The sequence below is a fragment of the Paraburkholderia kirstenboschensis genome, assembly GCF_032806925.1.
GTDB classification, from domain to species: domain Bacteria; phylum Pseudomonadota; class Gammaproteobacteria; order Burkholderiales; family Burkholderiaceae; genus Paraburkholderia; species Paraburkholderia kirstenboschensis.
In genome coordinates this window covers 727,549-744,886 of sequence record NZ_CP136511.1, presented here as the reverse complement: position 1 = coordinate 744,886, position 17,338 = coordinate 727,549, and the positions used below count along the sequence as shown (strand labels likewise).

Here is a 17,338-nt window from a genome sequence, read left to right as displayed (position 1 = left end):
AGTCACACGTATCGACGAGGTGAAACCTCGCCGTTCGGCAGTTCCAGAGGACCGACGGGTCCAGGGAAAGACATTGAGTCGATCGGAATGTGGGTCAGGTCGCCCGGAACGCTCTACGGCACCAGACCTCTCCCGAAAGCCCCTCTTTCGAAACGGTGACTGCCCGGAAACATCTGGTACCCGTATTCTTACTGTCCGAATGCAGAATCACCCCATCGTGGTGGCGCTGCTGCAATGCCATGTCCAGCGCTCGCAGCATCAGTTCCGTATACAGATGATTGGACATCGCCCAGCCAACGATGCGCCGGCTGAACACGTCGAGCACCACGGCCAGATACAGAAAGCCCTCGTCAGTCGGGATGTAGGTGGCATCTGCAACCCACAGCACGTTCATCGCATCAGCGCTGAAGTGCCGGCGTACCAGGTCGGGTGCGCGCCGTGCCCCCGCACGTTGCCGCGTGGTTCGTGGCCAGCGCCGCCGGCTGGCCCCACACAACCCTGCCATGCGCATGAGCCGCGCCACCCGCTTGCGTCCCACGTGCATGCCTTCGCGTGCGAGCTGCGCGTGGATACGTGGCGCGCCAGACGTCCCGCGCGAGCTCGCATGCAGCGTACGGATGCGCGCCAGCAGCAGCGCATCGCTGGATGCTTGCTGCGATGGCTCGCGTACCAGCCACGCGTAGAAACCGCTCGTCGAGACCCCGAGCAGCCGTGCCATCCTGGCAATGGGCCAGCGGGCCCGGTTCGCTTTCATGAATCCGTACCCTTCGGTGGCACGGCTCCCGTCTCTCTCGCGAACCAGGCCGCAGCCTGCGAGAGAATGTCGCGCTCCATTTTTAACTGGCGATTCTCACGGCGCAGACGCGTCAGTTCCTGCCGTTCAGCCGTGGTCAGCCCGTCATGCCGTACGCCAGCATCACGCTCAGCCTGCGCGCACCAGTTGACGATGGTCTGTGCCGTCGGTTCGAACTCCAGCGCGAGCTCCTGCGGTGTACGCCCGGCCTTGACCAATTCCACCATATGCGCCCGGAACTCCGCCGGGTACGGTGTACGAGTCTTGCCCATTTCGACACCTCCTCTTCAAAAAGAATAGGTGTCCGTTTTCACGGGTCAACTTCAGTCGTCGTTGATCCTCACCTCGTCGTTTGCCAGACTTGCGGTGTCGTTCTGGACTTACACGATTCCACTTTCGATGACGGCGCGTGACGTGGCTGCACCGAACAACAGTCTCTCATTCATGTTTGGGGCGCAGGTCTCTCCGTGCGTCCACTGCCGCTCGCCTATACATCCCTTGTGTATCGCGTGCTCCGCGTGAAGTTAAAGGAGGTCTCCTTTCATTCGAAGGCGGGGCATCGTCGTGGCGGGTGACCGGCGGCGGCTGCAAATGCTTGCCTTGTTTGCTCCAATGTCATCGCTTTTGGCCGTTAGGAATGCAGAAGCCCGTTGGGCCTCGATGCTGCCGGATTGCAGACGCCGGGGCTGAGGCGTACGTTTCTCTCGCCGAATGGTCGATTCCCGTGATCGCTGCCGCCATTTTCGAGGCCCAAAGGATACCCCTTTCATTCTCGAGTTAGGGGGCTGGGCGCGGGCAACCGCGCCTGCTACCCAGCGATGCTGGTTCTTCTCACGAGCGCCACGACGATTTCAGACCAAACAAACGGAGACACGTTATGAGAATTCTGGCATAGGAAATCTTGACAGAGTTTCGCTCATAGAAGTGTGATCCACCGTCGAGACTTACTGCTACGCCGCCCCCAGGGAATTCACGTGACTATGGAAGGGAAGCGACGAAAACCGATCCCGATTGACACGGAAAGTCATATCAGTCCACCGGACAGAAGGCGCCGCCCGTCGGCTCAGCCGGACATTCGTGCGTCAGCTTCGCATCTCGAAACAGCCGCTCGGCTGGTGACGCCGCTCGTCACGTCGTCGACGATGTTTCAAGCTGCAGTCTGTATGTTTGCCTGACCAACGTCGCAAATGAATCCGCTTGCATTTTTCTCATGATGCGGCCGCGATGTACCTGTACGGTGTATTCGGTGATACCAAGAACTTCAGCCGCCTGCTTGTTGAGCCGGCCGCTTGCGAGTAACGGCAACAGCTCCTGCTCACGAGGCGTCAGCGATTGGTGGAGAGCCTGGAGCGCCGCCGAATCTTCCGCCTCCTTGCGAAGAACGCGCGCCCTGGCGAGTGCCGCATCAACTGCACGCATCAACGCGTCTTCATCGAGTGGCTTTGTGAGGAAGTCAATAGCTCCGCCCTTCATGGCCAGGACCGCGGACGGTACATCTGCCCTTCCGGTAATGAAAATGACCGGAATCTGTGAGGTCCTGCTGACACGCTTCTGGACTTCCAGCCCGCTCATGCCTGACATTCTCATATCCAGTATCAGGCATGCAACGACATTTTGATGCGGGGTGTCCAGAAACTCTTGGCCAGAGTTGAATGTCTGGACGTCTCTTCCGCTTGCGTGCAACAGCGCAGCGAGTGCTTCTCGCACGCGCCCGTCGTCGTCGACTACGTAGATTAATTCGCTCGCGGATTCCATAGAACTCTCTATCGTTAGGTGAAAGCCCTTCCTTGTCGGACTAAATGGTTTTAAATGTCTGATTGCATTAGCGGCCAACGCGTACTATCGACCCGCCCACAACCGTCGCAGCCCTCTTCGACGAGATCCGCTCGGTGTTTCCGGATGACGGATCGAACCCGAGAAGATCTTCGATGCCACCGTGGTCAGGATCGTCGAAACGGAGGACTCCTTCGCCGCCTTCGGCACCAGCGCGGCATTGTTACGCAGCACGACCGGGTCGATCGACTTCGTGGCAAAGGCCATCTGCGACTGGTGGTCGATGAGGATCAGCGTGTGATCGGAAGGGGACAGCAGCAGCTTTCCGGGCTTGGCTTGAGCTTGGGGCATCATCGTTTCTCGGTTGGAAGTAGTGGACACGCGGCGTCTCGCGGCCCGGACGTATCTTGCGATAGCACGTTCGATAAAAAAATCCCCTTGTCGGGGGACGTCTAGCGCAAGGCGGGGGATAGTCCTTGGGAAGTCCTACTTGCCGCGGGAATGCTTGGGAGACATGCCATATTTCCGCTTCAGGTAGCGCTTGAGGGACCCGATCGAAGCCGGCGGCCAGCTGCGAAACTCGCCATAGGGACGCGCGTATTGCTTCCGGAATGGATAGCAGGGGACGGTCATTGAATTGCACAAATAGTTGCGGTAGGAATGGCCGTTACCGGTCACCCCCCCGCGCAGATCCCGGCGTGCGCGATTCGCGCACCGGGCTCCTGCCTTGGGTATTTGGCGGCAAGCTTGGAAGAGACTGCTGTATTGCAGTTCAGCGCCCTCGTCTCAGCAATGGGATGGACCAACGAAATGGCGTTTGCGAAAGTCTTGTGCAGTACGGCGAGACCGGCATCAGCGGATGATGCTTTAGCTGTGCTTGAGCCGTTTGCGGTGAGAGTCGCTTGGGCGGTTCTTTGGGAGAGGGCGGCAGTGATGCCGTCTCCTTACCCGCTAATGGCTCATCGCCGGTGTTGCGAGCAGAACGACCCGCAACGCTCGGCGTAAAGAAGGGTATGGATGGCAATTGAAGTGAGTTTGGCTCGAAGGCGGACCTCACTTCTCGTTTTTTCGCACTCACGACGGATTTCCCCCAATGAGCATGAGCCGGCCGCAACCGATTCCTCGCGATCACCAGGTTCCCAGACCAACAGGCTGAACGGCTGCGCGGTGTTCTTGACCAAGCCCTTGTAGCGAACCTTGCGATGACGAAACAGATTCTTGATCACGTGGAACGGATGCTCGACCCGAGCGGAATCTGCGCCTTGGTCTGTTCGAGTTCGACCAGCAGCTCCTTCAACGGACCCTCTTGCATCGCCTTGATCTTCCCGCGCTGGCAGCGACCTGCCATCTCACCGACTTGCCTTGCATCTCCTCCCGCTTGTCCACGCCCGTGTAGCCGGCGTCGCCAAACGCCTGCTCTTCATGACCGCGCAACAGGGCATGGGCTTGAGACACGTCCGAGACATTCGCGGCGGTACCGACCACGCTATGTATCAAGCCCGACTCGGCATCGACACCAATGTGCGCCTTCATGCCGAAGTGCCATTCGTTGCCTTTCTTCGTCTGATGCATCTCCGGGTCGCGGCTCTTCCCGGCATTTTTGGTCGACGGCGGCGCCTCGATGATCGTCGCGTCCACCAGTGTGCCTTCCTTCATCATCAAGCCCCGCTCGCACAGCGAGATGCCGATCTCGTCGAACAGCTTGCGTGTCAGATCATACCCGACCGACAGGCGACGGAATTTCAGCAAGGTGGTCTCATCCGGCACATTCTCGACCGCCAGATCGATACCCGCGAAAGCGCGCATCGCAATGCTGTCGCACAGCGGTCTTCCAGACCTTCATCCGACAGGCCGTACCACTGCTGCAGAAAGTAGATGTGCAGCATCCGTTCCAATCCGATCGGCGGCCGGCCTCGCTCCCCTTCGGGTAGTACGGCTCGAGCGCCACCAGCAAGCGCGACCATGGCACCACGCTCTTCATCTCGGTCAGGAAGCGCTGGCGACTCGTCACGCGCTTCTTGCCCGCACTTTCCGCTTCTGCAAAGCTGATCTGGCGGTTTATCGTCGATCGACCGTTCCGTGAACTTCTTTTACAACGCGTTCGACCGCATCTGCGATGACGGTCGAGTCCAATAAGCTGATTTGAGGGCTATACCGTCAGCGATCAAGAATCGCTTGACCGTTTAGATCTGGAAGACGGTCGCAAGCTGAGGTCCCTCAAGCGCTACCTGAAGCGGAAATATGGCATGTCTCCCAAGCAATCCCGCGGCAAGTAGGACTTCCCAAGGACTATCCCCCGCCTTGCGCTAGCCGTCCCCCGACAAGGGGATTTTTTCATCGAAGGTCCTATCGCAAGATACGTCCGGGCCGCGAGACGTCGCGTGTCCACTACTTCCAACCGAGAAACGATGATGCCCAAGCTCAAGCAAGGCCCGGAAAGCTGCTGCTGTCCCCTTCCGATCACACGCTGATCCTCATCGACCACCAGTCGCAGATGGCCTTTGCCACGAAGTCGATCGACCCGGTCGTGCTGCGCAACAATGCCGCGCTGGTGGCGAACGCGGCGAAGGAGTTCTCCGTTTCGACGATCCTGACCAGGCGTCACGCACACACCGAAGCAGATTCATCTCGACAAGGCATCCGTTCAATCCGCCGCACCTGATTCCGCTGGTCGAGATCGTCGGCGGGACCAAGACCTCGGAAGAGACGATCCAGCGCGTCATGGAGTTCTATACGTCGATCGGGAAACAGGCGGTGCGCCTGAACAAGGAATTGCGGGGCCACGTCGCCAACCGTCTGCAGTTCGCGGTGGCGCGCGAGGTCTACTACCTGGTATCAGAGGGTGTGCTGAGTGCCGCCGACGTCGACACCGCCCGCTCCCGGGGGCCGGGCCTGCGCTGGGGCTTGACGGGGGTGGACCACGCTGAGCGCCAATTTCTATCATAAGCCTGACAGTTTTAAGGCCTGGCGTTTTCATAAGGGAGGGGCGTAGTTCCCCGTGGGCGTTTAGTCGCATCAAGCGACATATAACGCGACAATTCCCTTCTCGCTGCCCGTGGCCACCGCGCCAGGATCATTTGGTATTTGAACATCGACAACGACTGCGATGTTTCCGAATAGCTCTGTGCATCTATATAACCCTGGCGCCTATGATAGTAATTCGCGCTCAGCGTGGTCCACCCTATTTACGATTGGTGAGTGCTTCACGCGTGGGCTCGACACATACTTCTTTAATGACATGCAGAACATAATCTTATGGATCGATTCCGCGGCGTGCCGACAGGTTCCGAAGGCACGATCTGAAACAGCCGTTGCAAAGAGGTGTTCATCCGCTAAAGGAGACGTGCGTGACCACCGCTGCCGACCCTACCGAGGCCTCGGAGTATGCGTGCGCGTCGCCGAGATCACCGCGCTCTCCTTTAACGGTGTCGAGCCACGCTATACCGTCACCTGGTACATTCATGAGGAAGGTTACTTCCTTCCGGAGCACGTGATTGCAAGTTATACAGAGTCGCTTGAATTTGCGTGTCCTGAGGAGGCTGTCGCCTACGGTCAGCGTCGCGCGCATACATTTGTCGATTGCGCATTCGTTGCTTCGAACCAGTAACGTCACCACGCATGGGGCAGGTGCAAGGTCGCCCCAGATTGCGCCGGGGGCCTCTTGAAACTGGTCTTAATTCAGGTTGCCAACTGCCCCTCGCAAAAGGCAAAGTCCGTTAAGGAAGCGCCGGTCAGTCACGCCGTCGTCCAGGCCGATTTCCTCAACGATCTTGCCATCTTTGAGGCGGAGCACGTTCATGCCGGAGAAGCGCATTTTCCGGCCGGTCGCAGGCGGCAATGATCCAATGAGGAAATCGCTGAGTGCGGGACCGGTATGCGTGCCGTCACCCTCCCAACGGCCGACTACATAGTCCCCCTCGGCGATGAGATCAGCAGCGCCCCAGAAGTTGAGATCCCGGAACGCTTCGCGGAAATCGGTCATGAATGCCTGATGTCCTCGCGGCCACGGTGCGACTCGTGCAGCGAGCAGCACAGAAGCATGTCGGGAACAGCAAGTTCGTCGACGATGTCGAGGTTGCAGGTCTTGCCCCAGAAATCGGTGAACCAGCGGCCTACGATGGCCTTGTTGTGGTCTTCTCTGTGGTGAATTCTTCATTAACTGTGGTTGAAGAAGAGCAGCGCGATCGCCTCTCTCTCCCTGAACAATATCGACGCAAGCAGTCAGTAGCCCCTCGTTTCTTGCGGCTATATTCGAAGAACTGCCACGCGGTTGTGGTGCGGTCGTTACCAATGAATAGACGGCAGAGTGACATTCGAAGGCTGGCGATTGACGCCAGGTGTCGATATGCGCGCTGCGGGCAGTTCCACCAGCCCGACATGGGTCAGGGAATAACGCAAATACCCGTACTCGTAGCGCTCGAACACATGACACAGCAACGCGATCTGGCTGCGAATGCACACCTGTCCGCTGGGGCTTGTCCGCGCTGCGATGCATCACACTGGAAGTGAGCAATGGTGACAAACCGCGTAACGGTATGCGTTAGGCGGCCGCTTTACGTTCACAGGGCAACTAGACAGCAAGAAACGGAATGCCTGCATCGACCTCAAGAAACAAGAGAACCGGTCGTTGCGTTCAGGGGCAATCGTGCTTTTCGTGCGTGTATGGACCCGGCGCCTTTTGCAAGCTTCTTGTTCGTGATGTCGAAACGGTCTGCATGCAATTATCCGGCTTGCAATTGGACGATAGCCGAAGTACGCCCGCAGCCTTGATGAGATCCACGCACCCTGTTCTTAGCAAAATCGCGGCTTGCATCTGGTTCATCAGCGCGGTGCGGTGGCGAATCCATACATGCACGGAAAGTACGAATACCCCCTTCTATGGGGCGTTGATAGTCAAACCCTGTTCAGTGAAAAAATTCTGTTATGCGAAGGAAATCTCCTTGGGCTATCCGTTGTCTGCAGGCCAGCCTGCGGGGTCGCCTGCTACGACCAGACGCAGGCTGGCCTGCAGACAACCCGTACGCAGAGGACTCGCTGATGGCATACACCCTTTGCAGGTTGGCATGTCAATGTCATTCAGGTCAGAGTGTCTGCTGACCGGTCAGACCCCCAACGAGGGGATGGTGACTCTGTCAAGGAACAGATAAGCTTGTTGCTGGGTAAAGTCCGAATAGGTCGTTAGGAATTATCTGGACAGCTCGCACGAGATCCGCTTATGTAGACGGGAATACCTAAGACTCGGTTACTGGTCTCGTGTGTTTTCCGGTCTCTGCAAGCGGTCCCGTTCTGCTTCGGCACAAAGACAGGACACAAAGAAAATGCTCAAAGATTTTCGCTATCTCTCATGCCGCAGGGAGAATCGTCGCTTGTTGCACCGCCACCTTGGCATTACTCCAATGATTGTTTCATCATCGAATACCAGGCCGGTCCGTAGGCCGGAGCGGCCGCTCTTCCGGCTAGTGTCAAAGCGGACGCGAAGTCGTCGGGGCGCGCGTTCTTCAGGTTTCCCGACTTGCGCTTACCGGTTCCAACGACGAGGTCACAGACCCGGCGCGATATCGGTATCGCGAGGCGTTTGCGATGGTTGAGGCGATCTTCGATGCCGCCCCGGACGATTACTGCCCACACATCTTCGTGGACAACGACGCCGCCATCGCAGGTGCCTGCAGGCAGGTTTTCCCGAAGAAATATACGAATGGCTAAGGAGCACCCTGATGGGGGATGTCATCGAAATCGACTGCGCGTGGTTCCACACCGTGGCGCTCCTCAGCCGTGATAGCGCCACCACATTTCGGGGGCATCGGCCCGCTCACGCAGACTGTCGCCACGAAGCTTACAAAAGGTGCGCGATCCGGGTACTCGAGCGACAGAGTCGGACAACTGCTACCGTCGCATGGAGCGACTCGACCGCTTGCCGCTATGGCGAACAACTCTGGCAGCGCTGTATCGCACGGAAAACTGGAATATGCGCACTGAGCGGGCAGGCCATAGCGAAAGGTGATGCCGTGTACAGCCCTCGAGTATTGCGACGCGCTCCACAAAATATCGACGCCATGATTCTGGCGTCTGTGATGGAGGCGACCACGTCGGACGAGGGTGTTTAACTAACGAAGGGTAGGTAACACAACGGCATCAAAGTCCTCACGTCGAGGTCAATGGAGGCTGAACGCGGCTCGCCGCATCAACTCCGCAACAAAGCGAACTGGCGTCGCTCCTTCGCGATGGCGATGTTTTCACTATATCGACACCTATCTCCCAGGAATGAATCCATGAACGGCGCGGATAGCCTTTTGAAATCCTTGGTCGCAAGCGACGTTCACATCCACTTGAGGTTCCGACATGAAACTTGACGCTTTCGCGTTCCAGCAACTGCGTCGCCTTGCTCCAAGCCTAGACGACATCCTGAGCACGGGCGAGGTCGAGCACGTAGACCAGGCTGTGAATCTTGCTGCCCTGGCTACCCTGTGCGCAGAACTGTTTGAGTCATATTGCTGCCTCTGTCAAGACGATATGAAGGACCTCGTCCCGGGAAAGGCCTCCGGGGTGCCCGTATGGTAACCGGTCGTTTGTATTCGCCCTGGCGCAGAGAGCATGACTCATTGTTGCTACGTGTCCACGGGGACACGTAGCTCAGAACGCGTAATCGATCGACGCGCATATGATTGTTCGTGCCGCGTCTACGGGTTCAGTAGCAAGTCGATCGGGTCTGGCAGGTAAGCTCGGTGCTGGTGGTGCGTGGGCCGGCCCCCATCGATTAAAGCGCATCCGCTTACTGGGGGATGGTGGGCCGTGCCGCGCCAGGAGACAATGTGTTTACCGGATTGAGGTCGAACGGCGCCCCCAGAGAAGAGGTAGCGCTTGTCGATCACTGCCGGGCGGCTCACTTGCGCTTCGCCATAACGACTCGTTTTTCGCCCCAGGATACGCCGCATCGAATCCCATTGCAGGGTATCAGGCGGGAACCGGTCGGTGCGCAGCCGCAGAAGTCGCTTCGCTGGCGCTCCTTGTTAGTCGAAGCCGTGCCCGTGTTACTGATAGGCATATATCCGTGTTTGCCAGAGTTCCACAAATCAGCAATCGTTTCTTTCGGCTAGTGCATTTTCATGCGATGCGTGGTGCCTCTTTCTGCACTAGTGCGACGAATTGGTACGTCTGCAAGCTCTCGGCGAGCGGAGCGCGGGCTACTACTTGAAAAGGCGCTATCGGTTTGTTCAGACAACCCTTCGATGGCGATCCTCCGTTGGAGTTTCTCGTGTGACATTGATTCCAACCACAGGGACGACATTGAAACGACACATTCCAATCCCCAGAGGCAGATATCCAAAGCGCGCAATCGCCATGGCCGCGATTGCCGTGGTCCTCGTGTCGGGGTGTGCAAGCTCGCCCTCCATTGGTGTGCTCGGTGCGTACTTTCCCGACTGGCTGTTCTGCATCGTCGCGGGCGTTGTGCTCACGGTCGTCGTCTATGTGATTCTCAAGCGGCTGCAGGCCGACCGTCTGATGGGACCTGGGGCCCTGGTGTATCCCACCCTTGTCGCTTTCTTCGCACTCGCTGTCTGGCTAGTGCTGTTCCAACACTGAAGATCCGCAGATCGATGCAATGGCGACGACTACCAGCAAAACATCGAAGAAAAAATGGCCGGCCATCGTGATGGTCGTGGTGACGCTGTTGCTGCTCGTCTACGTCATCCGGCTGTGGGACCGCGCGCCTCGCACCGACGACGCCTATGTCTATGCGGACACGATCGACGTCGTGCCCGAGGTCAGCGGCCGCATCGTCGAACTGGCCGTGCGCGACAATCAGGCAGTGAAGCAGGGCGATCTGCTGTTCCGTATCGATCCGCGCCCGTATCAGGATGCGCTCGCGCGGGGCAACGCATCCCTCGTCGCGCTCGACCGCCAGATCGAGCTGACCCAGCGCACGGTCAATGCGCAGCAGTACAACGCGCAGTCGGTGCGTGCAGCCGTCGAGCGCGCGCGAGCCGCAGCCGGCCAGGCGTCGGATACGCTGCACCGCATGGAGCCACTGTTGTCACATGGTTATGTGTCAGCTGAAGACGTCGACCGTGCACGCACCGCGCAACGCTCCACGCAGGCCGAACTCAGCGCCGCGCAACTGCAGGCGCAGCAGGCGGCGGCGGCGGTGAGCGGCGTCGATGCGCTGGTGGCGCAACGCGCCGTCGGCATGGCGGAGATCGCGACTGCCGAACTGAATCTGGAGTATGCGACGGTGCGAGCACCGTTCGACGGACGCATCGTGTCATTGAAAACGTCGACAGGCCAGTTTGCCACGGCGCTCAAACCGGTCTTCACCCTGATCGACACGCGCCACTGGTACGTGGTCGCGAACTTTCGCGAGACCGAACTCAAGGGCGTCAGGGCGGGGACGCCCGCCATAGTCTATCTGATGAGCGATACGGGCCAGCGCTTCCAGGGCAGCGTCGATTCGATCAGCTATGGCATCGCGTCCGATGAAGGCGGCCTTGCATTGCCCGGCGGGTTGCCACACATTCAACGCACGCTTAACTGGGTCCATGTATCGCAGCGCTTCCCGGTGAAGATACGCATCGACCGTCCGAACCCGGAGCTGTTTCGCGTAGGTACATCGGCGGTGGCCGTGCTGGAACCCGGGCGCGACAACGACGGCGAGCGCCATTGAGGAGCCCATGACCGCCGCCGACTATCTGCCCGTCACCCTGCGCGATGCAGGCGCTTTCCTGAGGCGCGAGCTGGCGCCTTTCCCCGGGCGTTTGAACGTCATGTTGCGTTGCATGCTGACGAGCGCCATCGTGATCGTCGCGTCGATGGCGCTCGAGGTGCCCGAACTCGCGTTGTCGCTGCTGGTGGTGTTCTACGTCACGCAGTCGAACGTGGTCCTCACGCGGCTGGTCGGCGTGATGTTCATGGTCGGATCGACGCTCGCCATTGGCCTGTCGATCCTGGTACTGAAATTTACGTTCGACTATCCGTTGCTGCGCATTGTCATCGCGAGTCTGATGTTTTTCGGCAGCGTGTACCTCCTCCGGGTGCTCAAGATCGGCGTGGTGTTCTTCTGCGTCGCGATCGTCGTGATCTACGTGCAGAGTTTCGTGGACCAGACCGATCAGGCCGACCTGCTGATCCGCGCGGTGTTGTGGGTGTGGGTCGCCGTCAACTATCCGATCGCGCTGACACTCGTGGTCAATACGTTGCTGTTGCCTGCCGAACCGCAACTGCAACTCAAGGCGGAAATCCATCGGCAGCTCGCGGCGCTGGACACACGCCTGTCGCAGCTAATCGACGGCACCACGAGTGGCGCGCCGATCACGCTGGCGGCGGTCCAGCAAGGCGCGCTTACGCTGCAGAAGCTGCTGCGGTTCACGACGATGCGTGATGCCCACTATCTTGAGCATCAGGCATTGCAGCTTGCGTGCATTGCGACCGTGTCCCGTCTTTATCGCAGCGCGAGTGAGCTGCCGCTCAGTTGGCGAGGCGCGTCGGCAGCGCAACTGGCAATGTTGCGCGAGTTGCGTGCGAACTGCCACGCGCTTGACGAATCGGTCATGACGGGCGAACCCTATCGCTACGTCAGCACGGCGACACCTGAAGAGCGCAAGGCCGCCGACACGTTTTCTATCGCCGCCGAATTGCAGCGGGCGCTGCGCGCGTACGCCGATCTTGTGACAAGCGGTGCCGCCGCGGCCGGCAAGCCGCCCGCGAGCGAGCCGATGCTCGCGCCCGACGCATGGACCAATCCCGCGTACACGCGCTTTTCGCTGAAGACGCTGCTCGCGGTTCTCGTCTGCTACGTGTTCTACAACGCCGCGGACCGGCAGGGCGTTCACACGATCATGCTGACCTGCCTGATCGTCGCGTTGCCGAGCCTCGGCGCATCGACGCAGCGCGCGTTGCTGCGGGCGGGCGGGGCTGCCATCGGCAGCGCGCTGGCGTTGTTCATGGTCGTGTTCATCGTTCCGCATTTCGACGACATTGTCAGCCTGTTGCTGATGGCGTTGCCCGTCGTCGCGCTCGGGGCGTGGATATCGGCGGGTTCGGAGAGAATCAGCTATGCCGGCCTCCAGGTGATGTTCACGTTTTCGCTTGCGTTGCTCGGACAATTCGGCCCAACCACGAACCTCACTGAAATCCGCGACCGGATGGTGGGCATTCTGCTCGGCGTCGGCGTGGCGACCTTCGTGCAGATGTCGTTCTGGCGCGAGGGCGAGGGCGAGGTGCTGCGGCAGAAGCTCGCAAACGTGTTGCGCGCGATCGCTGCACAGCTACGCCCTCCACAGGCCGGCGTCGACCAACCGGACGATTTGCCCTATGCACAGCGCCAGTTGCAGGCGTGGGCCGTGCTGGCCGATTGCGAAGCGACGCTCTCGCGTGTCGCGCTCGAACCCGGCTGGCAGGAAGGGGAGCAGCCGCAACTGACGCTGCGCGCGCAAACGGTTCTCGCGCAGGGACGCGAGATCATGCTGGCGGGCGACGCGTTGCGCCACATGTTCGTGGCGCAAGCGGGATCGTCGAACCCACGCACTATCGACGCAGTGCGCGCGGCCCAGGATGAGGCCAGCGCCAAACTCAGCCGGTACGCCGACGAGCTCGCGGTCAACCCGCCCGATGCGCACGCACCGCGACGCATCGAGATCGCCGCACAAGCTGTCGAACTGGCCCAACCGACCGATCGGCCGCTCATCGCCGCAGCGGACGACCTGTCACGGCAGGTCGCGGGATTGCCGGACTGGCGCGTCGAGGCACCCGTCGCGGCGCCCGCATCATCGGCGATACGAGCATGAATGCGCGACCGGGTTTGCGTGATTGGCGATGGCGTCGATGCGTTTTATACGTCGCGTGGATGTCGTCCGTGCTGTCGGGTTGTGCGCTGATCCATCATAACGGCACGCCCCGTACCGAGATCCCGCCCGAGCAGATCAATCTCGCGGACGACATCCATCTCGCGCGCGATGGCTGGCCTGCCGCGCGCTGGTGGACGCGCTATCGCGATGAGCAACTCGACGCGCTGATCGATCACGCGCTCGCCGATGCGCCGACGATGGTGATCGCGCGCACGCGCGTCGCGCAAGCGAAGTCGGATGTGGAGCTTGCCAGAGCGGGATCCAACCTTCAGGTGGCGGCGCTGGCGTCGCTGGATCGCGAGCATATTTCCGCGAACGGCTTTCTCGGCCCGTTTGCGAAGAACGAACCCGCTGCGGGGTTGACGGGGCCGTGGTACACCGAGGGCATCGTCGGGCTTGGCGCAAGCCTGGACGTGGACATCTGGGGCAAGCAGCGTGCGCAGATCGCCGCGTCGCTCGGCGTGAGCAATGCGCGGCTTGCGGAGACGTCCGCTATCGAACTCGAAATCTCGACAGATGTCGCGCAGCTTTACTACGGTATTCAAACGACTTATCAGCTCATCGATCTGCTGAATGAATCGCATGAGATCGCGGTGTTCGCGGTGCAAACACACGAAGCGCGTGCGGCGCGGGGCCTCGAAGCCCGCACCCAGCTCGAAGAGGCTCGCGCGCAACAGCTGGCCATCGAACAGCAGATCGTGTCGGCGCAAGGGCAGATCAAGCAGCTTCGCGAATCGATGCGGGCGCTGGTCGGCGCGGGCCCCGCTGGTCTGCCCGCCATCGAGCCGGTCGCGCTGCCGCGCTCGCAGGCGGCCTTGCCCGCGACGCTCTCATACGAACTGCTGGTCCGGCGGCCCGATCTGCAGGCGATGCGATGGTATGTCGAGGCGTCGTTCGACCGGATCGATGCGGCGAAAGCGGCGTTCTATCCGAGCTTCGACATCAAGGCATTTTTTGGCTTCAACGCCTTGCACCTCGCCGACCTCTTCACGCACGCAAGCCAGCAGATCAACCTGATTCCGGGCCTGACTCTACCGATCTTCGACGGCGGCAGGCTCAACGCGAACCTGGGCGGCGCACGCGAGAGGAGCAACCTGTTGATCGAGCAGTACAACCAGGCCGTTCTCAATGCCGTACGCGATGTCGCCCAGACGGGCAGCCGTCTGCAGTCCCTCGATGCGGAGACCGCGTTGCAGAAACAACGGATCGAATCGGTGGCGTTCACGAGGGACAGCGTCGAAGCCTACTATCAACGCGGACTGACGAGCCGGCTCGCGGCGCTTGAAGCGCGCCAGCCGGTGATCGCGGAACAGGTCGCCCTGCTCACGCTCGATGGTCAAGTGCTCAGTCAGGAGATTGTATTGACGAAGGCACTCGGCGGCGGCTACCGCGCCGATCCGCCCGTCGAACTGAAGCCGCGTTAAATGGTGCGCCGGTGGGGTTATGCTCGGGCCGATACCGCCACCCTCACTCATTGGTGCCGCGTCGGACACACCATGGCTCCGCCAGTGTGGAGGTTCGCCCGGTCGAGGGGGCCCTGCCCTGGAGACATTGGGGTGGACGGAGTGTCGATCAGGTCGACGAACACGCGGTTCCGACCGCTCCCCGTTGATCTCCCCCGTCTAGCGGATGGCCCCGAATGCCCGATCGCACCTGTGACGGGAGTGCTCGGGTTGCCACCCTATGCGAGATGCAACGACGAACCGGTGTCAGCCCCACTATCCATTTCCAGGCGCAAGGAGATATAGGTGCAGGACACCGTACAGAGCCCGACGCCATGCTTGTTTCGCAATAGGAAGGGGATGCCGAAGCAGGTCGATCTTGTTAGGATGCTTTACATTACCAGTGAATGAAACTGCTCAGCGGCAGACGGCGGTTCCCTTCGCCGTTTTCATCTGCCTTTCCTGATGATGTGCATCACTTCGATACCGGGCTCTGGTTCAAAAATGAGGGCCGATGCGTTAGGCTCAGCGCTTTGACGTTCGCAGAGCAAACAAATGAGTAAGCTAAGGAGCATTGACAAGCTGTTCGAAGGTCGGCATTTCGATCGCGAAGTGATCGTCTTATGCGTTAGTCGGTACGTGCGTTGCAAGCTGAGCCTGCGCGATGTTGTCGAGATGATGCCCGAACGCGGCCTTTCTCTCGCGCACACGACGACCAATGGGCCGGTCCGGCGGGAGAGCTTCACCAGTTTCACGCACCCGCTCCGGGACAGCGGGTGCTCAAACGCACGTCGGTGAATTCGTGGGATGACCAGAAGGTGCGTGACGCGCTGGCTGCGATTGGCCGCAACAACACGTTCTCGCTGTCCGCCATGAATGAAGGCAGCTACGAAGTTTATACGGTGGCCGACGCATCAGGCGGCACGTCGAAAGACATACATGACTACGCGATGCAGCGCATGATCGAGGCCGGCTCCGTGCCAATGACGTGGCAACAGGTACTGCTGGAATGGCAACGCGACTGGGCGCACAGGGAGACGTACGACGCGGTAATGGCCATCGTCACGGCGCAATAAGGTGCGTACGGGATGGGCTTGGACCACGATTCTACAATGGTCCACAAGGCGCCACAGCGCACAGCGGGTGCGCACGAAGCGCTCGCGCCGGTGCCCGCCAAATAGCCTGCCGCAACCGACCGGATATTGGGCACTGCCCTTTCCGGCTTGAATCTGCATTGTCCCGCCCATTCGCCGGAGGAGCGTCTGGCCGTACGGAGCAGCGCTAGGTTTCTGACATATCGTATGAACGAATTGAAGGGCGCATTGCAGTGATCGAGTCTTATCACCTGTCATTCCCGAACTCACCCGTTGCGCTGCAGCGTTCGCCGAGAGCGTCAACCGCACAATCCGGATATCCAAAAAAGATTCCAGGATGTTGGCGTAGCCGGTATAACTCGCCAGCGTGAAGTAGTAACCATTCGGAAAGAGTGGATTGAACGTTTCCACCCGGCCGTCGTTGGGTGCCGGTCACCGGATGCCGCAGCTATCTGGATGCCGAAGCGCGGTGACCACGGCGCGTCCAGTGTGTAGCCTGCAAGCGAGCCAACCGCCCATGCGAAGATCGGCTTGCTGCCGATATGACCACTCTGTACCATCGATTCGACGTCTCAGTCGGCGTGCCCGGTTCTTCCGGCATACCGCAGGTCGAACACATCCCGATGTTCGTTGCCGCTAGCATCGAGAAACTGCGCACTGCTCCGGTTGTATCGCGAGTAATACCCGGAGAGGTCACCTGGCCCGGTATCCTGATGCTCGAAGCGCACGCCGCTGAATGTGAGGTGCCTGTTAGACACATCGTCGAACGCCGAGACGTCGCGGTACTGCACCGGCTGCGTCGCGTAGCCGATAAAGCGCCACTTGCCATGCTCATAGTCAGCCCATACGGCATCGTAGGCCTGCCGCACGTTCGGGCCGTCGCGAACGGAGATGAACCGCTGCAAGTCGAACGCCATCTCCTGGCGGCCGATGCGTAGCTTCACAGTTCCGCCAGCCAGCGGACTGACCCACGCGACGAACGCCTGCTCCAGGTCGAGCGGATTCTTGTCGACAGGTGTCACGACATCCTTGCCGAACGCGCGTGCATCTTCGAGCTGCACGAAGAACTGCCAGTGTTGCGCGACGTGGGCGTCGGCGCTCACCTCCGCGCGCTGGGTCACATAGGTGTCCGCGCGTCTCGGGCTGATACCGAAACTTGGCGCGTCGTTGAACTCCATGCGCTCGCGCAGGTTCGCACCGAGAGACAGCTACGATTCCGGATCGCCGCCCAGCGGCAAATACTTGAGCCCGTCCATCGGCTTTGCGGGCACGCAGGGATTCGCCAGCACCGACCAGTCCTCCTGCCACCGGTTGAACATCACTTGCGGCCGCTGTGCCGTGCACGCTGGCGCGGCCGTATCCATCGACGCAGCTGTGCCGGCGTCCGCACGCGCCCCA

The 17,338-nt window shown here is 60.2% G+C and carries 10 protein-coding genes and 8 pseudogenes; 11 read left to right on the top strand and 7 right to left on the bottom strand.

Features of this window, described 5'->3' with window-relative positions:
- Positions 1-94: 94 nt before the first annotated feature.
- The 5 genes and pseudogenes from RW095_RS03750 to RW095_RS03730 all read right to left on the bottom strand — a co-directional run.
- Positions 95-754, bottom strand: a complete 660-nt coding sequence (locus tag RW095_RS03750) for an IS3 family transposase (RefSeq protein ID WP_317016474.1) — start codon at positions 752-754, stop codon at positions 95-97.
- On the bottom strand, positions 751-1,065 hold the full coding sequence (locus RW095_RS03745; RefSeq protein ID WP_317016305.1) for a transposase: 315 nt from the start codon (positions 1,063-1,065) through the stop codon (positions 751-753). Before RW095_RS03745 ends, RW095_RS03750 begins: the two co-directional genes overlap by 4 nt.
- An 856-nt stretch (positions 1,066-1,921) precedes the next feature.
- Positions 1,922-2,548, bottom strand: coding sequence for a response regulator transcription factor (locus RW095_RS03740; protein ID WP_317016472.1), 627 nt, complete (start codon positions 2,546-2,548; stop codon positions 1,922-1,924).
- 150 nt (positions 2,549-2,698) lie between these two features.
- Positions 2,699-2,917, bottom strand: a pseudogene (locus tag RW095_RS03735) (hydrolase); the annotation flags it as partial.
- Between the two features lie 748 nt (positions 2,918-3,665).
- Positions 3,666-4,628: pseudogene (locus RW095_RS03730) on the bottom strand (IS5 family transposase); the annotation flags it as partial.
- 378 nt (positions 4,629-5,006) lie between these two features.
- Between RW095_RS03730 and RW095_RS03725 the strand changes: the two are divergent.
- From RW095_RS03725 to RW095_RS03715, 3 genes and pseudogenes are all read left to right on the top strand, one after another.
- Positions 5,007-5,162 (top strand): annotated as a pseudogene (locus RW095_RS03725) (hydrolase); the annotation flags it as partial.
- Positions 5,163-5,200: 38 nt separating this feature from the next.
- Positions 5,201-5,479 (top strand): annotated as a pseudogene (locus tag RW095_RS03720) (3-hydroxyacyl-CoA dehydrogenase NAD-binding domain-containing protein); the annotation flags it as partial.
- 475 nt (positions 5,480-5,954) lie between these two features.
- Positions 5,955-6,173 (top strand): hypothetical protein, encoded by a 219-nt coding sequence (locus RW095_RS03715; protein WP_317016471.1) that lies wholly within the window; start codon positions 5,955-5,957, stop codon positions 6,171-6,173.
- 66 nt (positions 6,174-6,239) lie between these two features.
- Here the strand turns inward: RW095_RS03715 and RW095_RS03710 are convergent.
- Positions 6,240-6,715, bottom strand: a pseudogene (locus RW095_RS03710) (ester cyclase).
- A gap of 1,431 nt (positions 6,716-8,146) precedes the next feature.
- Here RW095_RS03710 and RW095_RS03705 point away from each other — a divergent pair.
- From RW095_RS03705 to RW095_RS03675, 8 genes and pseudogenes are all read left to right on the top strand, one after another.
- Positions 8,147-8,269, top strand: coding sequence for a hypothetical protein (locus RW095_RS03705; RefSeq protein ID WP_317016469.1), 123 nt, complete (start codon positions 8,147-8,149; stop codon positions 8,267-8,269).
- Positions 8,270-8,280: 11 nt separating this feature from the next.
- Positions 8,281-8,670: a DUF3331 domain-containing protein gene (locus RW095_RS41230; protein ID WP_394365042.1), complete on the top strand. Its 390-nt coding sequence runs from the start codon at positions 8,281-8,283 to the stop codon at positions 8,668-8,670.
- 1,234 nt (positions 8,671-9,904) lie between these two features.
- Positions 9,905-10,147: a YtcA family lipoprotein gene (locus RW095_RS03700; protein ID WP_317016468.1), complete on the top strand. Its 243-nt coding sequence runs from the start codon at positions 9,905-9,907 to the stop codon at positions 10,145-10,147.
- A gap of 19 nt (positions 10,148-10,166) precedes the next feature.
- Positions 10,167-11,225 carry a multidrug transporter subunit MdtN gene (gene mdtN, locus RW095_RS03695; RefSeq protein ID WP_317016467.1) on the top strand — a complete coding sequence of 353 codons (1,059 nt, stop codon included), beginning with the start codon at positions 10,167-10,169 and terminating at the stop codon, positions 11,223-11,225.
- 7 nt (positions 11,226-11,232) lie between these two features.
- Entirely contained in the window at positions 11,233-13,344 is a 2,112-nt protein-coding gene (locus RW095_RS03690; RefSeq protein ID WP_317016466.1) for an FUSC family protein, read from the top strand.
- A 59-nt stretch (positions 13,345-13,403) separates the two neighbouring features.
- Positions 13,404-14,828 (top strand): MdtP family multidrug efflux transporter outer membrane subunit, encoded by a 1,425-nt coding sequence (locus RW095_RS03685; protein ID WP_317016465.1) that lies wholly within the window; start codon positions 13,404-13,406, stop codon positions 14,826-14,828.
- Between the two features lie 573 nt (positions 14,829-15,401).
- Positions 15,402-15,581: pseudogene (locus RW095_RS03680) on the top strand (IS6 family transposase); the annotation flags it as partial.
- Positions 15,558-16,027: pseudogene (locus RW095_RS03675) on the top strand (hydrolase); the annotation flags it as partial. The pseudogenes RW095_RS03680 and RW095_RS03675, both read left to right, overlap by 24 nt.
- A 246-nt stretch (positions 16,028-16,273) precedes the next feature.
- Here the strand turns inward: RW095_RS03675 and RW095_RS03670 are convergent.
- A pseudogene (locus RW095_RS03670) lies at positions 16,274-17,304 on the bottom strand (alginate export family protein); the annotation flags it as partial.
- Positions 17,305-17,338 lie beyond the last annotated feature (34 nt).